Raw genomic sequence first — 13,289 nt, 5'->3', positions numbered from 1 at the left:
CAGGGCGGCTCCCTCCCGCCACGTTCCTGGGGCCAGGCTGCCGTGCGCGATGGTGGACGCATGACCGGCGAGGTGAGGTTCGATCCCGACCTGTACCGGGGCGCCGCCGGATACTGCGACCGATTCCGACTCCCCTACCCCGACCTGATGATCGCCGACCTCGCACGCCATGCAGCTCCGTCAGGGTGCGGGCCAGCAGTGCGTCGATCGCCGCGAAGTCCGTCACCGCGTCGCCCCCTCCTCCCGTACCGCCGCCTGGCGTACGGCAGCGGAGGGGCGGCCCGGGATCCGGCGGCGCTCGACGGGCAACGACTCGGACGCCCGGGTCGGACCCGCCAGCAAGTCGAGCACATCGATGCCGTAGTGCGCGGCCACCGTCTCGCAGTCAGCGAGGCTCCAGGCGGCGCTGCCCGACTGACGGCGGCTCACCTGCGCCTGGCTCACCCCCAGAGCCACCGCAAGGCCGGTCTGCGACTCACCCGTCGCATGCAACAGCGCGGCCACCGCCGACCTCACCCGATCATCCAGACTCATTCCCACAGCAGCGAAATTACCACTCATCACACATCACATATGCGCAGAACGAATGGCCAGTTGGCCACCCAGGGCGACCGGCAGGACCTGCCGTCTGTCCCGGACGGGGTCTCGCCCTTGTGTGGCCGAATCCATGCCTGCTGAGTGGCAGGCGGAAGGTCTAGAAGTCGGGGCGTGCTCGTCTCCAGCTGCGTTCGCTGGAACAGATGGTGCCGGTTGTCGGCGGCCAGTCGCCGTCCCTGTTCGCGGTCAGGTGGACATTGCCCACTACGGTGCGCCGCCCGGCCAACGCGAAGGTCAGGGTGTCCTGCAGGCGGCTCCACAAGGCCCGATTGGCGCGGAACAGCGGGCCGGCCGCCCGTGGCCTCGGGCCGCGGAACGACTGATAGGTCACCGACTGAAGCGGCAGCCGTGAGAAGGAGGCCAGGCCCCCGGCCGGCTGCCCCGCCACTCCGGTGGCACGGGCGACGAAGGGGAACGAGGGCAACTGCGCGCGGATGGCGCGGAACAGTCCCGGCGTCCAGGCCTCCTGGACGTTGACGACATCGACGTCCGACTCGTCGAGTCGGCGGCAGAACTCGACCGCGCGTTCCTTGGGCGGCGGCAGCGACGATGCGAGACCGCAGCACACATTCAGCGACGTCAGCCCTATCGTCGCCGTCGCCGGTTCGCCGTTCACAGGGCGACTCCACTTCTCGTACGGGGAGCTCATGGGCGAGATCATTGGCGAGACCATGAGGGAGAGACCATGGGGGATGTCCGAGCTACCCGCCCTGATGACCGCCCAATGGCCGCTCGCCCCGTCCGGTGCGACCGATGGGCTGCTGGAGCCGGCCGGTGACGGTATCACCGGATTCATGCCGCCTCTACTGCCGGACGCGGCCTGGTGTTCCATGCCAGGTACGAGCGCCACGAGGGTCCCGCCGACGTCTCGTACGACGAGTACCACCGGGCGCGGCTGGCGGATGGAAGCATCAGACCCCAGGGCGTCGGAGGCGTCGACCTCGCGGGGCGTGGGGACCGTCACCGGAGGCGATCTGGGTCGCGCCGACCATCCCGGCCCGGGCTGGCGGCGCCTGCGTTGGGCGGAGCCGGCCCGGCGGACCGGCGATCCGCTGGTGCCCGACGGGCTGCTGCCCTCGCGCCGCTGCCTCCCCTTGGCCAAGAAGGAAGGGGTGTGCACCGGCACGCCGATCCCGGCCGCCACCGGGTTGGTCACCCAGGCCGAGGAGGGCTGCTCGTCGGTGCCCGGGGTGTGCCAGGCCGTCCACCGACCGGAGATCGGCTGCGGCCTCGACCAGCACGGCGTCCCCGTGTGCGAGATGGTGACCGGGTACGCGGCGCGCTGCCTGAGCCACGAGCTGGATCACCTCGACAGGCTGCTGTATCTCGACCTGCTGCCGCAGCGGGCCCGGCTGGACGCGAGCGGGAGATGACCCGCGTACCCAAAGACGTCGTCGCCCGCCGCGCGAGCCGGGCCGCGGCGCCGGGCGTGCGCACCTGAGCGTGATGTCCGTTTTCCGCCAGCACGGCGGCCGCATCCGCCGCACAGTGGAAGGGTGACGACCGACGAGAGCATGTACGAGGCGGTGTGCAGCCGCGATGCCCGCTTCGACGGCGAGTTCTTCTTCGCCGTCACCACCACCGGGATCTACTGCCGCCCCAGCTGCCCGGCCACCACGCCCAAGCGGCAGAACGTGTGCTTCTACCCCACCGCGGCCGCAGCACAGGGCTCCGGCTTCCGGGCCTGCCGCCGCTGCCGCCCGGACGCGGTTCCCGGCTCGGCCGAGTGGAACGCGCGGGCGGATGTGGTCGGCCGTGCGATGCGGTTGATCGGCGACGGCGTCGTGGACCGCGAGGGCGTCGCGGGACTCGCGCAGCGGCTGGGCTACAGCGCTCGACAGGTCCAGCGGCAGCTGAACGCCGAGCTCGGCGCCGGCCCGATCGCCCTGGCGCGGGCCCAGCGGGCACACACCGCTCGCATACTGCTGCAGACCACGACCATGCAGGCCGCGGCCATCGCGTTCGCGGCCGGGTTCGCCAGCGTGCGGCAGTTCAACGACACCATCCGGGAGATCTACGCCGTCACCCCCAGCGAGCTTCGGGCCGCCAAGCCGGGCCGCTCCTCCCGCTTCGGGTCGGTCGGCTCGGCGAACGGAGCGGCCGGGGTGCCACTGCGACTCGCCTACCGCGGCCCCTACGCGGCCCCGGAACTCTTCGAATACCTCGCCGCCCGCGCCATCACCGGCATCGAGGAAATCACCGGCGAGCGCGGCCGCCGCACCTACCGGCGCACCCTGCTCCTCCCGCACGGCACAGGGATCGCCGAGGTCAGCGAGAAGCTCGGCGCGGGCTGGCTGGAGTGCCACCTGCACCTGAGCGACCTGCGTGACCTGACGACGGCCACCCAACGAATCCGCCGGCTGTTCGACCTGGACGCCGACCCGTACGCGGTCACCGAGCGCCTCAGTGCCGATGCCTCGCTCGCCCCACTGGTAGCTCTGCGGCCGGGACTGCGCGCACCGGGCGCCGCGGATCCGCATGAACTCGCCTTGCGTGCGGTGCTCGGCCAGCAGCTCTCCGTGCCCGCCGGGCGGAAACTCGGCAGTGCCTTGGTCGCCGCCTACGGGGAGCCGCTGGCTCAGCCGAGCGGTGCGCTGACGCACGTCTTCCCCACCGCCGACGCCCTGGCCGAGGCCTCGCTGAGCGAGGTGGGCATGCCCGACTCACGCCGCGACACCCTTCGTACCATCGCCGCCGCGCTCGCTGACGGCACCGTCGGGCTCGATGCCGGCGCCGACCGCGACGAGGTCGAGAAGGCCCTCCTCGACCTGCGCGGCATCGGCCCCTGGACGGCCGGATACATTCGTATGCGCGCCCTCGGTGACCCGGACGTCCTGCTCACTGGTGACGTGGCCATCCAGGCCGGGATGCGGCACGCGGGCACGGAGGCGGTCGACGCGGAAGCGTGGCGGCCGTGGCGGACGTACGCGATGCACCACTTCTGGAACGCCGCCGCCGACCGGCGCCGCGGCCCCGCGACGTGACGTCCGAATCCCGGCAGCAGTCCGGCTCCACCCACCGCATTGTTGAAGACGGCACAAAAGGCGAACGAAGTACTCCGGAACTCACGCTCAGCGTGACGTCCGAAATCCGCCAGACAGAACGGCAGATAAGCCGCAGAGTGGATGGTGGGCCACGAAAAAATTGCGACCCCTTGAGACCGCTTGAGACCCATGAGAGAGGAACGAGACCGATGACGGTCTACACGACGATGGACAGCCCGCTGGGTGAACTGCTCCTGGTGGGTGAGGAGTCGGCAACCGCCAAGGGCGGCATCGCACTCGCCTCGCTGTCCGTCCCCGGCCAGAAGTACGGCGCCGCGGTGCAGGCCAACTGGAGCGAGGACGCGGAGGCGTTCACGGAGATCGTCTCGCAGCTGCGCTCGTACTTCGACAGCCGGCTCACCCGCTTCGACATCGAGTACGTCAGCGGCGGCAGCGACTTCCAGCAGCGGGTGTGGAAGGCCCTGGAGGCCATCCCGTACGGGACCACGCTCAGCTACGGCGAGATCGCCACGCGGATCGGCGCGCCAAGGGCAGCGGTCCGCGCGGTCGGCACCGCGATCGGCGCGAACCCGCTGCTGGTCGTGCGCCCCTGCCACCGGGTGATCGGCGCCAGCGGAGCTCTCACCGGATACGCCGGAGGACTGGAGCGCAAGCGGCAACTCCTGGACTTGGAAAACGTCCACCAGGCCGCCTGACACCTCTCCCGGCTCCGCACGTCCCCGTGATGCGGAGCCGGGTGACAACCTCATCCCTCCAAGGACCCTCACCATGACCGACACCACGCACCTGGCCGGCCGCGCGGCGGACCGCGTCGCCGAGGAGGACTGGGGCGCGCTGACCGACGAGCTCAACGAGCACGGCAACGCGCTCACGGGACAGCTGCTCACCCCCGACGAGTGCCACGAGATCGCCGCCCTGTACGACGAGCCAGAGCGCTTCCGCACGACCGTCGACATGGCCCGCCACCGCTTCGGCGCCGGCCAGTATCGCTACTTCACCCACGAACTGCCCCAGCTCGTACGGGAGTTGCGGGAGGCGTTCTACCCGCGCCTGCTGCCCATCGCGCGGGACTGGGCGGCCAAGCTCGGCACACCAGCACCCTGGCCAGAGGACCTGGATGAGTGGGTGACCATGTGCCACGAGGCGGGGCAGGCCAAGTCGGCGCAAATCCTGCTGCGTTACGGGCCCGGCGACTGGAACGCCCTGCATCGCGACGTGTTCGGCGAGATGCTCTTCCCGCTTCAGGTCGTGATCGGCCTCGACGCCCCTGGGGTCGACTTCACCGGCGGCGAGTTCATCATGACCGAGCAGCGCCCCCGCGCCCAGTCACGGGGATCGTCCACGACCCTGCCGCAGGGGCACGGGCTGATCTTCACTACGCGCGACCGGCCCGTCGCCTCCAAGCGCGGCTGGTCGACCGGGCCGATGCGACACGGCGTCAGCACCGTCCGATCCGGACGACGACGCACGCTCGGCCTCGTCTTCCACGACGCGGCATGACCTCCGCCACGACTGATTCCGATCGGCGCGCGTACACGCTTATCGGCCCGGGGGCCAGCCGTACCGGAGCAGCCAGCCGGGCACGCTCGGCGGCCACCGGCGCGGGCGGCGCTACGGACGGCTGGACTGCCCCTCCGCACTGCGGGCCATCGCCCGCGGCCACTACGTCGAACAGCGGGTGTTCTTCCCGGACGACGCCACCGCGATCGTCGCCGGATACCGGCCCTGCGCGGTCTGTCTGCCCGCCGAGTACACCCGCTGGAAAGCACAGCGAGAAAGCAGCACCACCTCATCATGAGCATCCTCACCGAGCGGGAGCGGTTGCGCTGCCCCCTGATCGGTGTCGCCGAGCTGGCCGAGTTCGGTGACCTGCCCACTCCCGTCGGGCACACATCCGCCGAACTCACCCCTCATAAGCCTGTTGGCGCTTCCGAGATCCCGTATCGAGACCGTCGCCGTCGGCCTCAGCCGCGATACCGCCTCCCGCACGGCAGCCGAAGCCTTCGCGGCCGCGTGGAAGGCGCGAGGCGGCAGGATCCACACGGTGGGCCGCGGAAGGTGAGGCCCGGCAGGGCGACGATGAAGGCGACCCCGGCCAGGGCGGCCGCACCGATGAGGCCGGTTTGCGCCGCGGCGGGGAAGTCGCGGCGTGGGGCGACGAGTTGGCCCGTGTCCGGTAGGGGCCGGGTCGTCCTGAGCCCCGGCCCCGACCCTCGTGCCGGGCGCGGTCAGCCCACGTCGGCGACGAGGCCGGCCTTCTGCACGCCGAAGACGGCGACGGCCTCGTCGTTGTCCGGCCGGTCACCGCTGACGCCCACCGCGCCGAGCAGCTCGCCGTCCTCGTCCCGGATCAGCGCGCCCCCTTTGGAGGAGGCGACTCGGCCCTCGGAGATCGCCGCGAGGGCGGCGAAGAAGGCGGGGTCGCGGGTGGCGTGCCGAGCGCCGGCGGCGCCGCCCTGCCCGGTGCCGAGGCAGCCCCACGCCTTGGCGTGGGCGATCTGCGGGCGCAGGATGCCCGCACGCTCCTCCCGCTTGACGACCAGCGGATGGCCGCCGGGGTCGAGCACGGTGACGCTCAGGGGGCGCAGGCCCAGCTCGCGGGCGTGGCTCAGGGCTGCGTCGACGATTTCGGACGCCTGGGTCAGTGTCAGTCCACTCATGGCTGTGGCTCCTGTGCTTTCTCGGGGATGGCTCGGTTGGAGGGGGGTCGGGGGATGGTCCTCGCCGCGTCGGTGTCGCTGACCCGCGTGGCGGCGTACAGGCCCAGCAGGTTGAGTGCGGCCAGGGCGAGGAAGGCGGCGCGGTAGCCGGACATGCCGGGGGCGGTGCCGGAGCTGGTCGGGCCGGCCGATACCAGGACGGTGGTGGCGACGGCGACGCCGACGGACCGCCGAGCCTGCGGCCGACGTTGAACAGGGTCGAGGCCCGGCCGGAGGAGGACGAGGTCACCGTGGCGAACGATGCGGACTGGGTGCCCACGAAGACCTGACCGACGGTGAGCCCCACGCAGAACAGCAGAGGAGCACGACCAGCCAGAGACGGGTGTCCTCCCGCCCCCGCCGAGCCGACGGCTCCCGCCGCACCGGCAAAGGCCGCCGCCCCGCGCAGCTCGGATGCTCCGTGGCACAGCAGCAGGCCCATCGCGGCGATGGCCGCGATCGTTCCGGCCGCGCCCAGCATCAGGTGCCGACGGGGTCGGACTGCGGTTGAGGAGCCGGCTGTCGTGCAGGGCCGGCCAGGGCGCTGGGAGCCTTGAGGCAGCCCTGGAGGCGGCGCCGGGGCGGTTCCTGTCCGGGGACGGCCGTCGGCGGGCGTAGTCGGCGAGCAAGCACCAGACGGTGTGCGGGCGCCCGACCGGCGGCCCGAGCCTTCCGGCTCGTCGGACCAGGGCAGTCCTCGTGCAGTACGCCGGTGCCGGCCTGCTCGACGGCCCAGTCGAACGCCCGTCGCACGGCGGTGACTTGGGGGTCGGCCTGAAGAAGGGCGGGCAGATCGCCGGGGATGTCGAGCCGGGAGCGGGCGAGGGCGTCGTACCGGTCGACGCCTTGGGTCTCCAGCCGTCGTACGAAGGCGGCCTGAATGTCGATGAGACGGTGCGGAACGACTTCGGCGAAGCAGAACCGATCTCCGAAGGGCGTCCGCCGCGAGGCGATTTTCATGTGATGCGGGGAACTTTCTGTGAGGCCGGTGAGGCGGGGGTGGCGTGCGTCCCGGGCCGGACTGACCGGATGCGCGCCGTCCGTCATACGGAGCGGGGCGGGTGCGCGGGGTCCGTCAAACGGAGCGGAACGGGTGCGCGGGGTCCGTCCGTCATGGGGTCCGTCCGTCATACGGAGCGGGACGGATGCGGGACCCGGCGTGCGGGTGCGGGTTCGGCTACCGGCGGGCGCGCGTACACGGAGCGACGGGACGGGCACCCGTACACGGAAGAGAGAGTGACCCGCGGCGCGCCTGGGCGTCGGAGCCGAGGGAGGTCGGGAAGGCCGCGCCGTCCCGAGCCGCCGCCCGGCAACGGGGTTCAGCCGTTGTCGGCGTCCTTGGCGTTCTCGAATCGGATGCCGCCGTCGGTGAGGACGGTGACGAACTTGTCGTCGTCGGGCTCGACCGGGAGCTGGATCGGCGGCAGGCCGATGGTGAACAGCACGAGCTCCTCGGTCGCGGTGTAGCGGGCCTTCTCGCCGGGATCGGCCTCGATCGCGGCAAGCTTGCCGATGTCGGTCCCCTCGACGGTGCCCGTACCGGCGAGCACCACGGTCAGCCGCTTGGCGTCCTCGCTCTGCGAGATCCACTCGGCGCCGGCGTCGAGCTTGACGAACTCGACCCAGAACTGCCGCTCCGTGTACGTGCCGATGGGCTTGCGCTTGACGCCCGGCCAGCCCGCCACCGGCAGCCAGTTGAAGTGGTCGGGGTTGCTGATGACCACGCCGTTGTAGCGCGGCTTGGGGAACCTCTGCTCCCGCCGCTCGCGGCGCTCGGCCTGGGCCTCCCCGTTGGCGGGGCCACGGCCGCGGCCGGCGGCCATGCCGAGCGCGGAGGCGCCGCCGAACTGCAGCACGAGCTGGAGTTGCTTCGGGTCCGTGAGCTTGTCGTCCTGCGGGCCGTAGGTCTGCCCTTCGGGGAAGTAGCCGACCTCGCCCTCGCGCAGGATGCCCTGCTCGCCCAGGTTCATGTCGCCCACCAGCGGCAGACGGATCTGCTCGAAGGTGTGGCAGTGACGGGGCATGAGGAAGTCGGCCTCCTGGCGGCCCAGGATGTAGCGGTAGTTCTCCAGCGGCTTGCTCCGGTCGCCCATGAGCAGGTAGTTGAACGAGACCGTCCCCCTGGGGTGGTCCATCTTGAACGCGTTCTCGTCGAACGGTGCGATCTTCATCGCTGTCCTCCGTGGTCGGGTGCTCGCCCGTGTGGAGTCGGCGCGCCTGGGGCTCGCCGAACGGGCGGGATGACTGACGGCGATCGCCGGGCCCGGCGTCGCGCGGCAGGGGCCGCGGTGCGCCGCTTCGATGACTTACGGTCGCCGCTCGCCTTCCAGGAAACCTACCTAGTAGGTTTGTGTCAAGGTAGGTGGCGAGCTCTCACCGAATTTGAAGGAGCGGGAGATGACCACATGGATCCGAACGGGACGGCCTCACTGGTCACCGCCACCGCCACCGCCACCGTCACCGCCACCCCGCATCCAGCGGCACAGACGCCGCCCTGGCCCGCCCGCCTTGGCCGCACGGGGACCGGCTGTCGCCCAGGTGGCCCGGCGCGAGGACCGGCTCGACGCGCTCGCGGCGGAGCTACGGGTCGCGGGCGGGCGCGCCCTGCCGGTAGCCGCCGACATGACCGACGCCGCTCAGGCCCATACGGCAGTGGAGCGCACCGTCGACACTTGGGGCCGGCTGGACATCATGGTGCACAACGTCGGCGTGGCCCGGGACCGGACCGATGCTGGACGCGCCGCTCGCGCCCTGGGAGCAGATGGTCCAGGTGAACCTGCTGGGCACGCTGCACTGCGCGCACGCCCGCTCTGCCGCACCTGCTCGCGGCGGCCGAGACGACCTCCGGGCGTGGCGGACCTGGTGGGCAGGGCCGCCCTGCCGCACCTGCTCGCCGCGCCGAGTACGACCTCCGGGGCGTGGCGGACCTGGTGGGCATCAGCTCGCTATCGGGTCGCCTCGTCCGCAAGGGCGGGGCGTCTACACCGCGACCAAGCAAGGGGTGAACCCCTACAGCGAGGCACTGCGGCAGGAGGTGGCCGGGCGCCAGGTCCGCGTCGCGGTGCTGGAGCCCGCGGCGGTGGCGACCGAGCTGTCTTTCAGGAGTCGCAGCGGGGCCTTGGCGGCCCGGCGCAGTTACGACCGGCTGAGTCCGGCGGACGTCGCCGATGCCGTCGGGTACGTCGCGCCCCGCCCCGGCCACGCGGCGGTCAGCTAGTTGCTGATCCCGCACAGCAAGTCGGAGCGCTGAGTCCGGCGGCTCATATCGACAGCCGAGGCTGGAATTAACCTACTAGGTAGGTTAGCTTGGGTCTTGAGTGGACCATCCGCCTCCCGTGCGCCCTGGCGGCCCGGGAACACCTTGGGAGCGATATGTCCGTGCCTCACACCCCCGCGAAGATCTACCGCGGCCGGGTGGCCGACCAGATCGTCGAGGATCTCCGCGCGCAGATCCTCAGCGGCGCCCTGCCGGACGGTTCACGGCTGCCGGCCGAACGGGAACTGGCCGCGTATTACGACGTCAGCGGCCCCACCATCCGCGAGGCGGTCCGCGTGTTGACCGCGATGGGCCTGGTCAACACCCGCAACGGCAGCAGAGCGACCGTCACCGCGCAGGGCGACACCCTGCTCGCCGTGTCCATCGCATCCGTCGTCCAGGTCGAGAAGGTCGGCGCCCGGGAGGTATTCGGCCTGCTCGGCGCCCTCAACGCCTACGCCGCCGAACTCGCCGCCGAGCACGCCTCCGCCGAGGAGGTCTCCCGGCTCCGGGAGGCGGCCGAGGCCATCCCCGCCGCCGAAGGAGTGGAAAGGTCCGCCGCCTGTCTGCAGCACTTCTTCGCGACCCTCTCCGAGATCTCCCACAATCCCTTGCTCGCCGCCTTGTCCCGGTTCATCACGGAGGTGCAGCTCGGGCTCGCGGTGAAGCTGTCCGGCGGTGAGGGCGGCCACTGGGGGCGGGTCGCGGGCGCGCTCCACGGGGAGCGGATGCGGATCGTGGCCGCGGTCGCCTCCCGCGATCCCCGGCACGCCGCCTCCGTGGTCCGCGACTACCACCGCCAGGTCGTCGAACGCATCACCTCGGTTCGCGAGGACGGTGCGGCCAGGGCCTCCGACGTCGGTCTCACCGAGGCCCTCACCGCCTGGCTACGGTCGAACGTGAGTCTGGGCGGCCAGGTCGCCGACCGCCGGAGCACGCCGTCGTGACGGGCTCGACGACCGGGACGCGTACCGTCCGCGAGGCTGCCTTCGACGTCCTCCGCCTCACGGCCTGACCACCGTCTTCGCCAACCCCGGCTCGACCGAGGTCTCTTTGCTCGCCGACCTGCCCGAGGACCTTCGGTTCGTCCTGGCGCTGCACGAGGGTTCGGTGATGGGGGCCGCCACCGGCTGGGCGCTGGCCCGCGAGCAGCCCGCGATGGTGCTGCTGCACACCACCGCCGGGCTCGGCAACGCGGTGGGCGCGATGGCCACCGCTCGGGTCAACCGCGCACCCCTGGTCGCCCTGGTCGGCAGGATCGTCGACACCTCGCTCAACCGCCTTTCCTCGCTCGGTAGTTGGAGGGAATCGCAAAAAACTACCCGGTGCGGGTGGAGTCGCCGGTGCGTGCCCAGGACATGCCCGGCGCGATCGGCCGGGCCGTGCACGCGGCCCGCGAGGGGCGGGGCCCGGCCCTGGTGCTCGTCCCCATGGACGACTGGGCGGAGCCTGCCGAGGACCTGCCGGTGCCGGCACACGTCGCGGTTCGCCGGTCGGCGTCCGCCGACCCGCAGGCCGTCGCCGAGGTCGCCGACCTGCCGGCCCGTGCGTCGTTGCCGGCGCCGGACACGCCAGAGCCGCTCGCCTGCGCCGTCCCCTCCGTGAGCGATGGGAGCGGGTGGCTTCGTCCAGTTGCCTCCGGCGTCAATGCCCTTCACCTGCCCCGTCCCCTCCGTGAGCGGTGAGAGCGGGCAGCGTCGTCCGGTCGCCTCCGGCGTCAATGCCCTTCGCCGGGTGCGTCGAGCGGAAGTGGCGGAAGTGAGGACAGGCCCGCGATGAGCAGATCCGCGACCGTCTCCGCGTGCCGTCGGACGTCGTCCGGTCCCGATGGTTGGGCTGCGCCGAGGAGCCCTGCCTCGACGGGGCACGCGAAGGGGGCCGCGGCACCCTGGACCACCAGGTAGTGCAGGGTGGCGTACGGCATGGAGCGGATGCGGCCGTCCGCGATGAGCCGGTCCAGCCGCTCTTCGACCAGCGCGCGCAGCGGGTTGACGAAGCGGTCGACGACGAAGCGGACGCGGGCACTGTCGATGGCCCCTTCGTGGCTCATGATGCGCGAGACCTGTGGGTGCGCGGCGGAAAAGGAGACTTGCCGGATGATCCCTTGCCGCAGGGCTTCCAGGTCGTCCAGCTCGGGGGTCTCGGCGAGCTGCCGCCATGAGCTCTCCAACCAGGCCAGAGCGTATTCCATCGCCGCGAACCACAGCCCTTCCTTCGAGCCGAAACGCGCTGTGAGCAGGGCGTGGCTCACCCCGAGCCGACGGCTCAGCTCCCGCACGGACATCCCGTCGTAGCCCTTGTCCGCGAACGCGTCCAGAGCACCGGCCAGCAGCCGGGAAACGTCGAGCTCCTCACCCGCCCGCGGGCGCCCTCGCCCGCGCGGTGCCGCCGTACGAGCCATGCCCAGTCCTCCATTCCTTCTCGCCATGCCCCATTTGCCCAAATAGGGCAATCGACGCATGCTGGCCATGGGAGAAAAATAGGCGACTGGACATTAAAGCGCAGCCGCCCAGGCAAGGAGCGTGATCCGCTTGGCCCGCAACAGCACCGCCACCGCCCGACTGGGCGGCACCGCGGAGGACTACACACGGTTCGGCATCGAGCGTGGAGCGATCAAGCCGCGGGAGGACGGCCTGCGCACCGACGGCGGCCCGGGCACCTACGAGTGGTGGTACTTCGACGCGCACCTGGACGACGGCGCCAAACTGGTCGTGGTCTTCTTGACCAAGCAATTCGCCGCCATCGACAGGCCGTTGGCTCCGGCCATCCGGATCGACCTGACGCTGCCCGACGGCACCACGCTGGAGAGGCTGGTGGAGCTGGACCCCGAGACTTTCTCCGCCTCCACCGACACCTGCGACGTCCGGATCGGCGGGAACGTCTTCTCCGGTGACCTGAACATCTACACCATCCGCGCCCGCGCGGAGGAGATCGAGGTCGACGTCACGCTGACCGGGCAGGTCCCCGCATGGCGCCCCGAGACGGGGCACTGGCTCTTCGGCGACCAGGGTGAGCAGTTCTTCGCCTGGCTGCCCTCGGTCCCTCAGGGCAAGGTCGAGGCGACCTACAGCGTCAGCGGCCGGAGCAGCACGACCACCGGCGTCGGCTACCACGACCACAACTGGGGCAACGCCCCGATGATGAAGCTCATGCACCACTGGTACTGGGCTCGTGGCGCGGCCGGTCCGTTCTCGGTGATCGCCTCGTACATCACGGCGGAGAAGCCGTACGGGTACTCCTCGCTGCCCGTGTTCATGCTGGCCCGCGACGGAAAGATCATCGCGGACGACAAAAGCAAGGTGACCTTCGAGGAGCTGGGACGCTACACCGACACGAAGGCAGGCAAGCCGGTCGGCAGCGTCACGCGCTACACGTACACCGACGGGGACGAGCGGTACGTCGTCACGTACGTCCGCCACCGCGACCTCACCGCGTCGAAGATGATCGACGATCTCAAGGGTCCCAAGGAGGCCGCGGCCAGGCTCGCCGGGTTCGACGGCGCCTATCTGCGATTCGTCGGCGAACTGCGCATCGAGCACTACCAGGGGGCGGACCTGGTGGAGAGCCACGCCGACGACGCGCTGTGGGAACTCATGTACTTCGGCAAGGCGCGCGCGTAAATCCAGGCCGGGTCCGGCTCGGGCTGTTGCTTCCGCGCGTCCGGGCGGTTGTCGGCCCGGGAACGATTTGAGGTCACAGGACGCCGAAGTCGGCGCTCTCCATGGACAGTTC

17 protein-coding genes and 2 pseudogenes are annotated in these 13,289 nt (G+C 71.1%); 10 read left to right on the top strand and 9 right to left on the bottom strand.

Annotation, left to right across the window (positions count from 1 at the left end; genetic code table 11):
- Positions 1-222: 222 nt before the first annotated feature.
- Complete coding sequence (locus AB0D27_RS17900; protein WP_362509003.1) at positions 223-534, bottom strand: helix-turn-helix transcriptional regulator; 312 nt, start codon at positions 532-534, stop codon at positions 223-225.
- Positions 535-694: 160 nt separating this feature from the next.
- Positions 695-1,246 (bottom strand): endonuclease/exonuclease/phosphatase family protein, encoded by a 552-nt coding sequence (locus tag AB0D27_RS17895; protein ID WP_362509000.1) that lies wholly within the window; start codon positions 1,244-1,246, stop codon positions 695-697.
- Between the two features lie 43 nt (positions 1,247-1,289).
- Here AB0D27_RS17895 and AB0D27_RS17890 point away from each other — a divergent pair, with 43 nt between their 5' ends.
- The 4 genes from AB0D27_RS17890 to AB0D27_RS17875 all read left to right on the top strand — a co-directional run bounded on the left by AB0D27_RS17890 (position 1,290) and on the right by AB0D27_RS17875 (position 5,102).
- Positions 1,290-1,970 carry a peptide deformylase gene (locus AB0D27_RS17890; protein ID WP_362508997.1) on the top strand — a complete coding sequence of 227 codons (681 nt, stop codon included), beginning with the start codon at positions 1,290-1,292 and terminating at the stop codon, positions 1,968-1,970.
- 141 nt (positions 1,971-2,111) lie between these two features.
- On the top strand, positions 2,112-3,581 hold the full coding sequence (locus AB0D27_RS17885; RefSeq protein ID WP_362509087.1) for an AlkA N-terminal domain-containing protein: 1,470 nt from the start codon (positions 2,112-2,114) through the stop codon (positions 3,579-3,581).
- A 209-nt stretch (positions 3,582-3,790) separates the two neighbouring features.
- Positions 3,791-4,297, top strand: a complete 507-nt coding sequence (locus AB0D27_RS17880; RefSeq protein WP_362508994.1) for a methylated-DNA--[protein]-cysteine S-methyltransferase — start codon at positions 3,791-3,793, stop codon at positions 4,295-4,297.
- A gap of 73 nt (positions 4,298-4,370) precedes the next feature.
- Positions 4,371-5,102 (top strand): 2OG-Fe(II) oxygenase, encoded by a 732-nt coding sequence (locus AB0D27_RS17875; RefSeq protein WP_362508991.1) that lies wholly within the window; start codon positions 4,371-4,373, stop codon positions 5,100-5,102.
- A gap of 162 nt (positions 5,103-5,264) precedes the next feature.
- Here AB0D27_RS17875 and AB0D27_RS17870 read toward each other — a convergent pair whose 3' ends face one another.
- From AB0D27_RS17870 to AB0D27_RS17850, 5 genes are all read right to left on the bottom strand, one after another.
- A complete protein-coding gene (locus AB0D27_RS17870) occupies positions 5,265-5,591 on the bottom strand; it encodes a hypothetical protein (RefSeq protein ID WP_362508988.1) in 327 nt (108 codons plus the stop codon).
- Between the two features lie 239 nt (positions 5,592-5,830).
- Positions 5,831-6,262, bottom strand: coding sequence for a heme-binding protein (locus AB0D27_RS17865; RefSeq protein ID WP_362508985.1), 432 nt, complete (start codon positions 6,260-6,262; stop codon positions 5,831-5,833).
- Positions 6,259-6,417, bottom strand: coding sequence for a hypothetical protein (locus AB0D27_RS17860; protein WP_362508982.1), 159 nt, complete (start codon positions 6,415-6,417; stop codon positions 6,259-6,261). Before AB0D27_RS17860 ends, AB0D27_RS17865 begins: the two co-directional genes overlap by 4 nt.
- 364 nt (positions 6,418-6,781) lie before the next feature.
- Positions 6,782-7,261: a hypothetical protein gene (locus tag AB0D27_RS17855; protein WP_362508979.1), complete on the bottom strand. Its 480-nt coding sequence runs from the start codon at positions 7,259-7,261 to the stop codon at positions 6,782-6,784.
- A gap of 359 nt (positions 7,262-7,620) precedes the next feature.
- On the bottom strand, positions 7,621-8,472 hold the full coding sequence (locus AB0D27_RS17850; protein ID WP_362508977.1) for a hypothetical protein: 852 nt from the start codon (positions 8,470-8,472) through the stop codon (positions 7,621-7,623).
- 226 nt (positions 8,473-8,698) lie between these two features.
- Here AB0D27_RS17850 and AB0D27_RS17845 point away from each other — a divergent pair.
- A pseudogene (locus AB0D27_RS17845) lies at positions 8,699-8,965 on the top strand (hypothetical protein); the annotation flags it as partial.
- Here AB0D27_RS17845 and AB0D27_RS17840 read toward each other — a convergent pair.
- Positions 8,882-9,088, bottom strand: coding sequence for a hypothetical protein (locus AB0D27_RS17840; protein ID WP_362509095.1), 207 nt, complete (start codon positions 9,086-9,088; stop codon positions 8,882-8,884). The pseudogene AB0D27_RS17845 and the gene AB0D27_RS17840 overlap by 84 nt on opposite strands.
- Between AB0D27_RS17840 and AB0D27_RS17835 the strand changes: the two genes are divergently transcribed.
- The 4 genes and pseudogenes from AB0D27_RS17835 to AB0D27_RS17820 all read left to right on the top strand — a co-directional run bounded on the left by AB0D27_RS17835 (position 9,030) and on the right by AB0D27_RS17820 (position 11,242).
- The gene (locus AB0D27_RS17835; RefSeq protein ID WP_362508974.1) at positions 9,030-9,518 is read left to right on the top strand and encodes an SDR family NAD(P)-dependent oxidoreductase; all 489 of its coding nucleotides are present in this window, start codon (positions 9,030-9,032) and stop codon (positions 9,516-9,518) included. The two genes, AB0D27_RS17840 and AB0D27_RS17835, sit on opposite strands and share 59 nt — an antisense overlap.
- A 161-nt stretch (positions 9,519-9,679) precedes the next feature.
- Entirely contained in the window at positions 9,680-10,504 is an 825-nt protein-coding gene (locus tag AB0D27_RS17830) for a GntR family transcriptional regulator (RefSeq protein WP_362508971.1), read from the top strand.
- A gap of 106 nt (positions 10,505-10,610) precedes the next feature.
- Positions 10,611-10,757 (top strand): annotated as a pseudogene (locus AB0D27_RS17825) (thiamine pyrophosphate-binding protein); the annotation flags it as partial.
- Between the two features lie 143 nt (positions 10,758-10,900).
- On the top strand, positions 10,901-11,242 hold the full coding sequence (locus tag AB0D27_RS17820; RefSeq protein ID WP_362509092.1) for a hypothetical protein: 342 nt from the start codon (positions 10,901-10,903) through the stop codon (positions 11,240-11,242).
- Between the two features lie 32 nt (positions 11,243-11,274).
- Here AB0D27_RS17820 and AB0D27_RS17815 read toward each other — a convergent pair whose 3' ends face one another.
- Positions 11,275-11,958, bottom strand: a complete 684-nt coding sequence (locus AB0D27_RS17815; RefSeq protein WP_362508968.1) for a TetR/AcrR family transcriptional regulator — start codon at positions 11,956-11,958, stop codon at positions 11,275-11,277.
- 130 nt (positions 11,959-12,088) lie between these two features.
- Between AB0D27_RS17815 and AB0D27_RS17810 the strand changes: the two genes are divergently transcribed.
- Positions 12,089-13,177, top strand: a complete 1,089-nt coding sequence (locus AB0D27_RS17810) for a lipocalin-like domain-containing protein (RefSeq protein WP_362508967.1) — start codon at positions 12,089-12,091, stop codon at positions 13,175-13,177.
- Positions 13,178-13,289 lie beyond the last annotated feature (112 nt).

Source organism: Streptomyces sp. NPDC048415, assembly GCF_040651675.1.
In the GTDB taxonomy this organism is placed as follows: domain Bacteria; phylum Actinomycetota; class Actinomycetes; order Streptomycetales; family Streptomycetaceae; genus Streptomyces.
This window is presented reverse-complemented; position numbering and strand designations above follow the sequence as displayed.

Coding starts and splice junctions, on each gene's coding strand:
- AB0D27_RS17835 (WP_362508974.1), top strand. CDS start 9,030: ATGCTGGACGCGCCGCTCGCGCCCTGGGAGCAGATGGTCCAGGTGAAC.
- AB0D27_RS17855 (WP_362508979.1), bottom strand. CDS start 7,261: ATGAAAATCGCCTCGCGGCGGACGCCCTTCGGAGATCGGTTCTGCTTC.
- AB0D27_RS17890 (WP_362508997.1), top strand. CDS start 1,290: ATGTCCGAGCTACCCGCCCTGATGACCGCCCAATGGCCGCTCGCCCCG.
- AB0D27_RS17865 (WP_362508985.1), bottom strand. CDS start 6,262: ATGAGTGGACTGACACTGACCCAGGCGTCCGAAATCGTCGACGCAGCC.
- AB0D27_RS17850 (WP_362508977.1), bottom strand. CDS start 8,472: ATGAAGATCGCACCGTTCGACGAGAACGCGTTCAAGATGGACCACCCC.
- AB0D27_RS17875 (WP_362508991.1), top strand. CDS start 4,371: ATGACCGACACCACGCACCTGGCCGGCCGCGCGGCGGACCGCGTCGCC.
- AB0D27_RS17895 (WP_362509000.1), bottom strand. CDS start 1,246: ATGAGCTCCCCGTACGAGAAGTGGAGTCGCCCTGTGAACGGCGAACCG.
- AB0D27_RS17880 (WP_362508994.1), top strand. CDS start 3,791: ATGACGGTCTACACGACGATGGACAGCCCGCTGGGTGAACTGCTCCTG.
- AB0D27_RS17900 (WP_362509003.1), bottom strand. CDS start 534: ATGAGTCTGGATGATCGGGTGAGGTCGGCGGTGGCCGCGCTGTTGCAT.
- AB0D27_RS17815 (WP_362508968.1), bottom strand. CDS start 11,958: ATGGCTCGTACGGCGGCACCGCGCGGGCGAGGGCGCCCGCGGGCGGGT.
- AB0D27_RS17860 (WP_362508982.1), bottom strand. CDS start 6,417: ATGTCCGGCTACCGCGCCGCCTTCCTCGCCCTGGCCGCACTCAACCTG.
- AB0D27_RS17885 (WP_362509087.1), top strand. CDS start 2,112: ATGTACGAGGCGGTGTGCAGCCGCGATGCCCGCTTCGACGGCGAGTTC.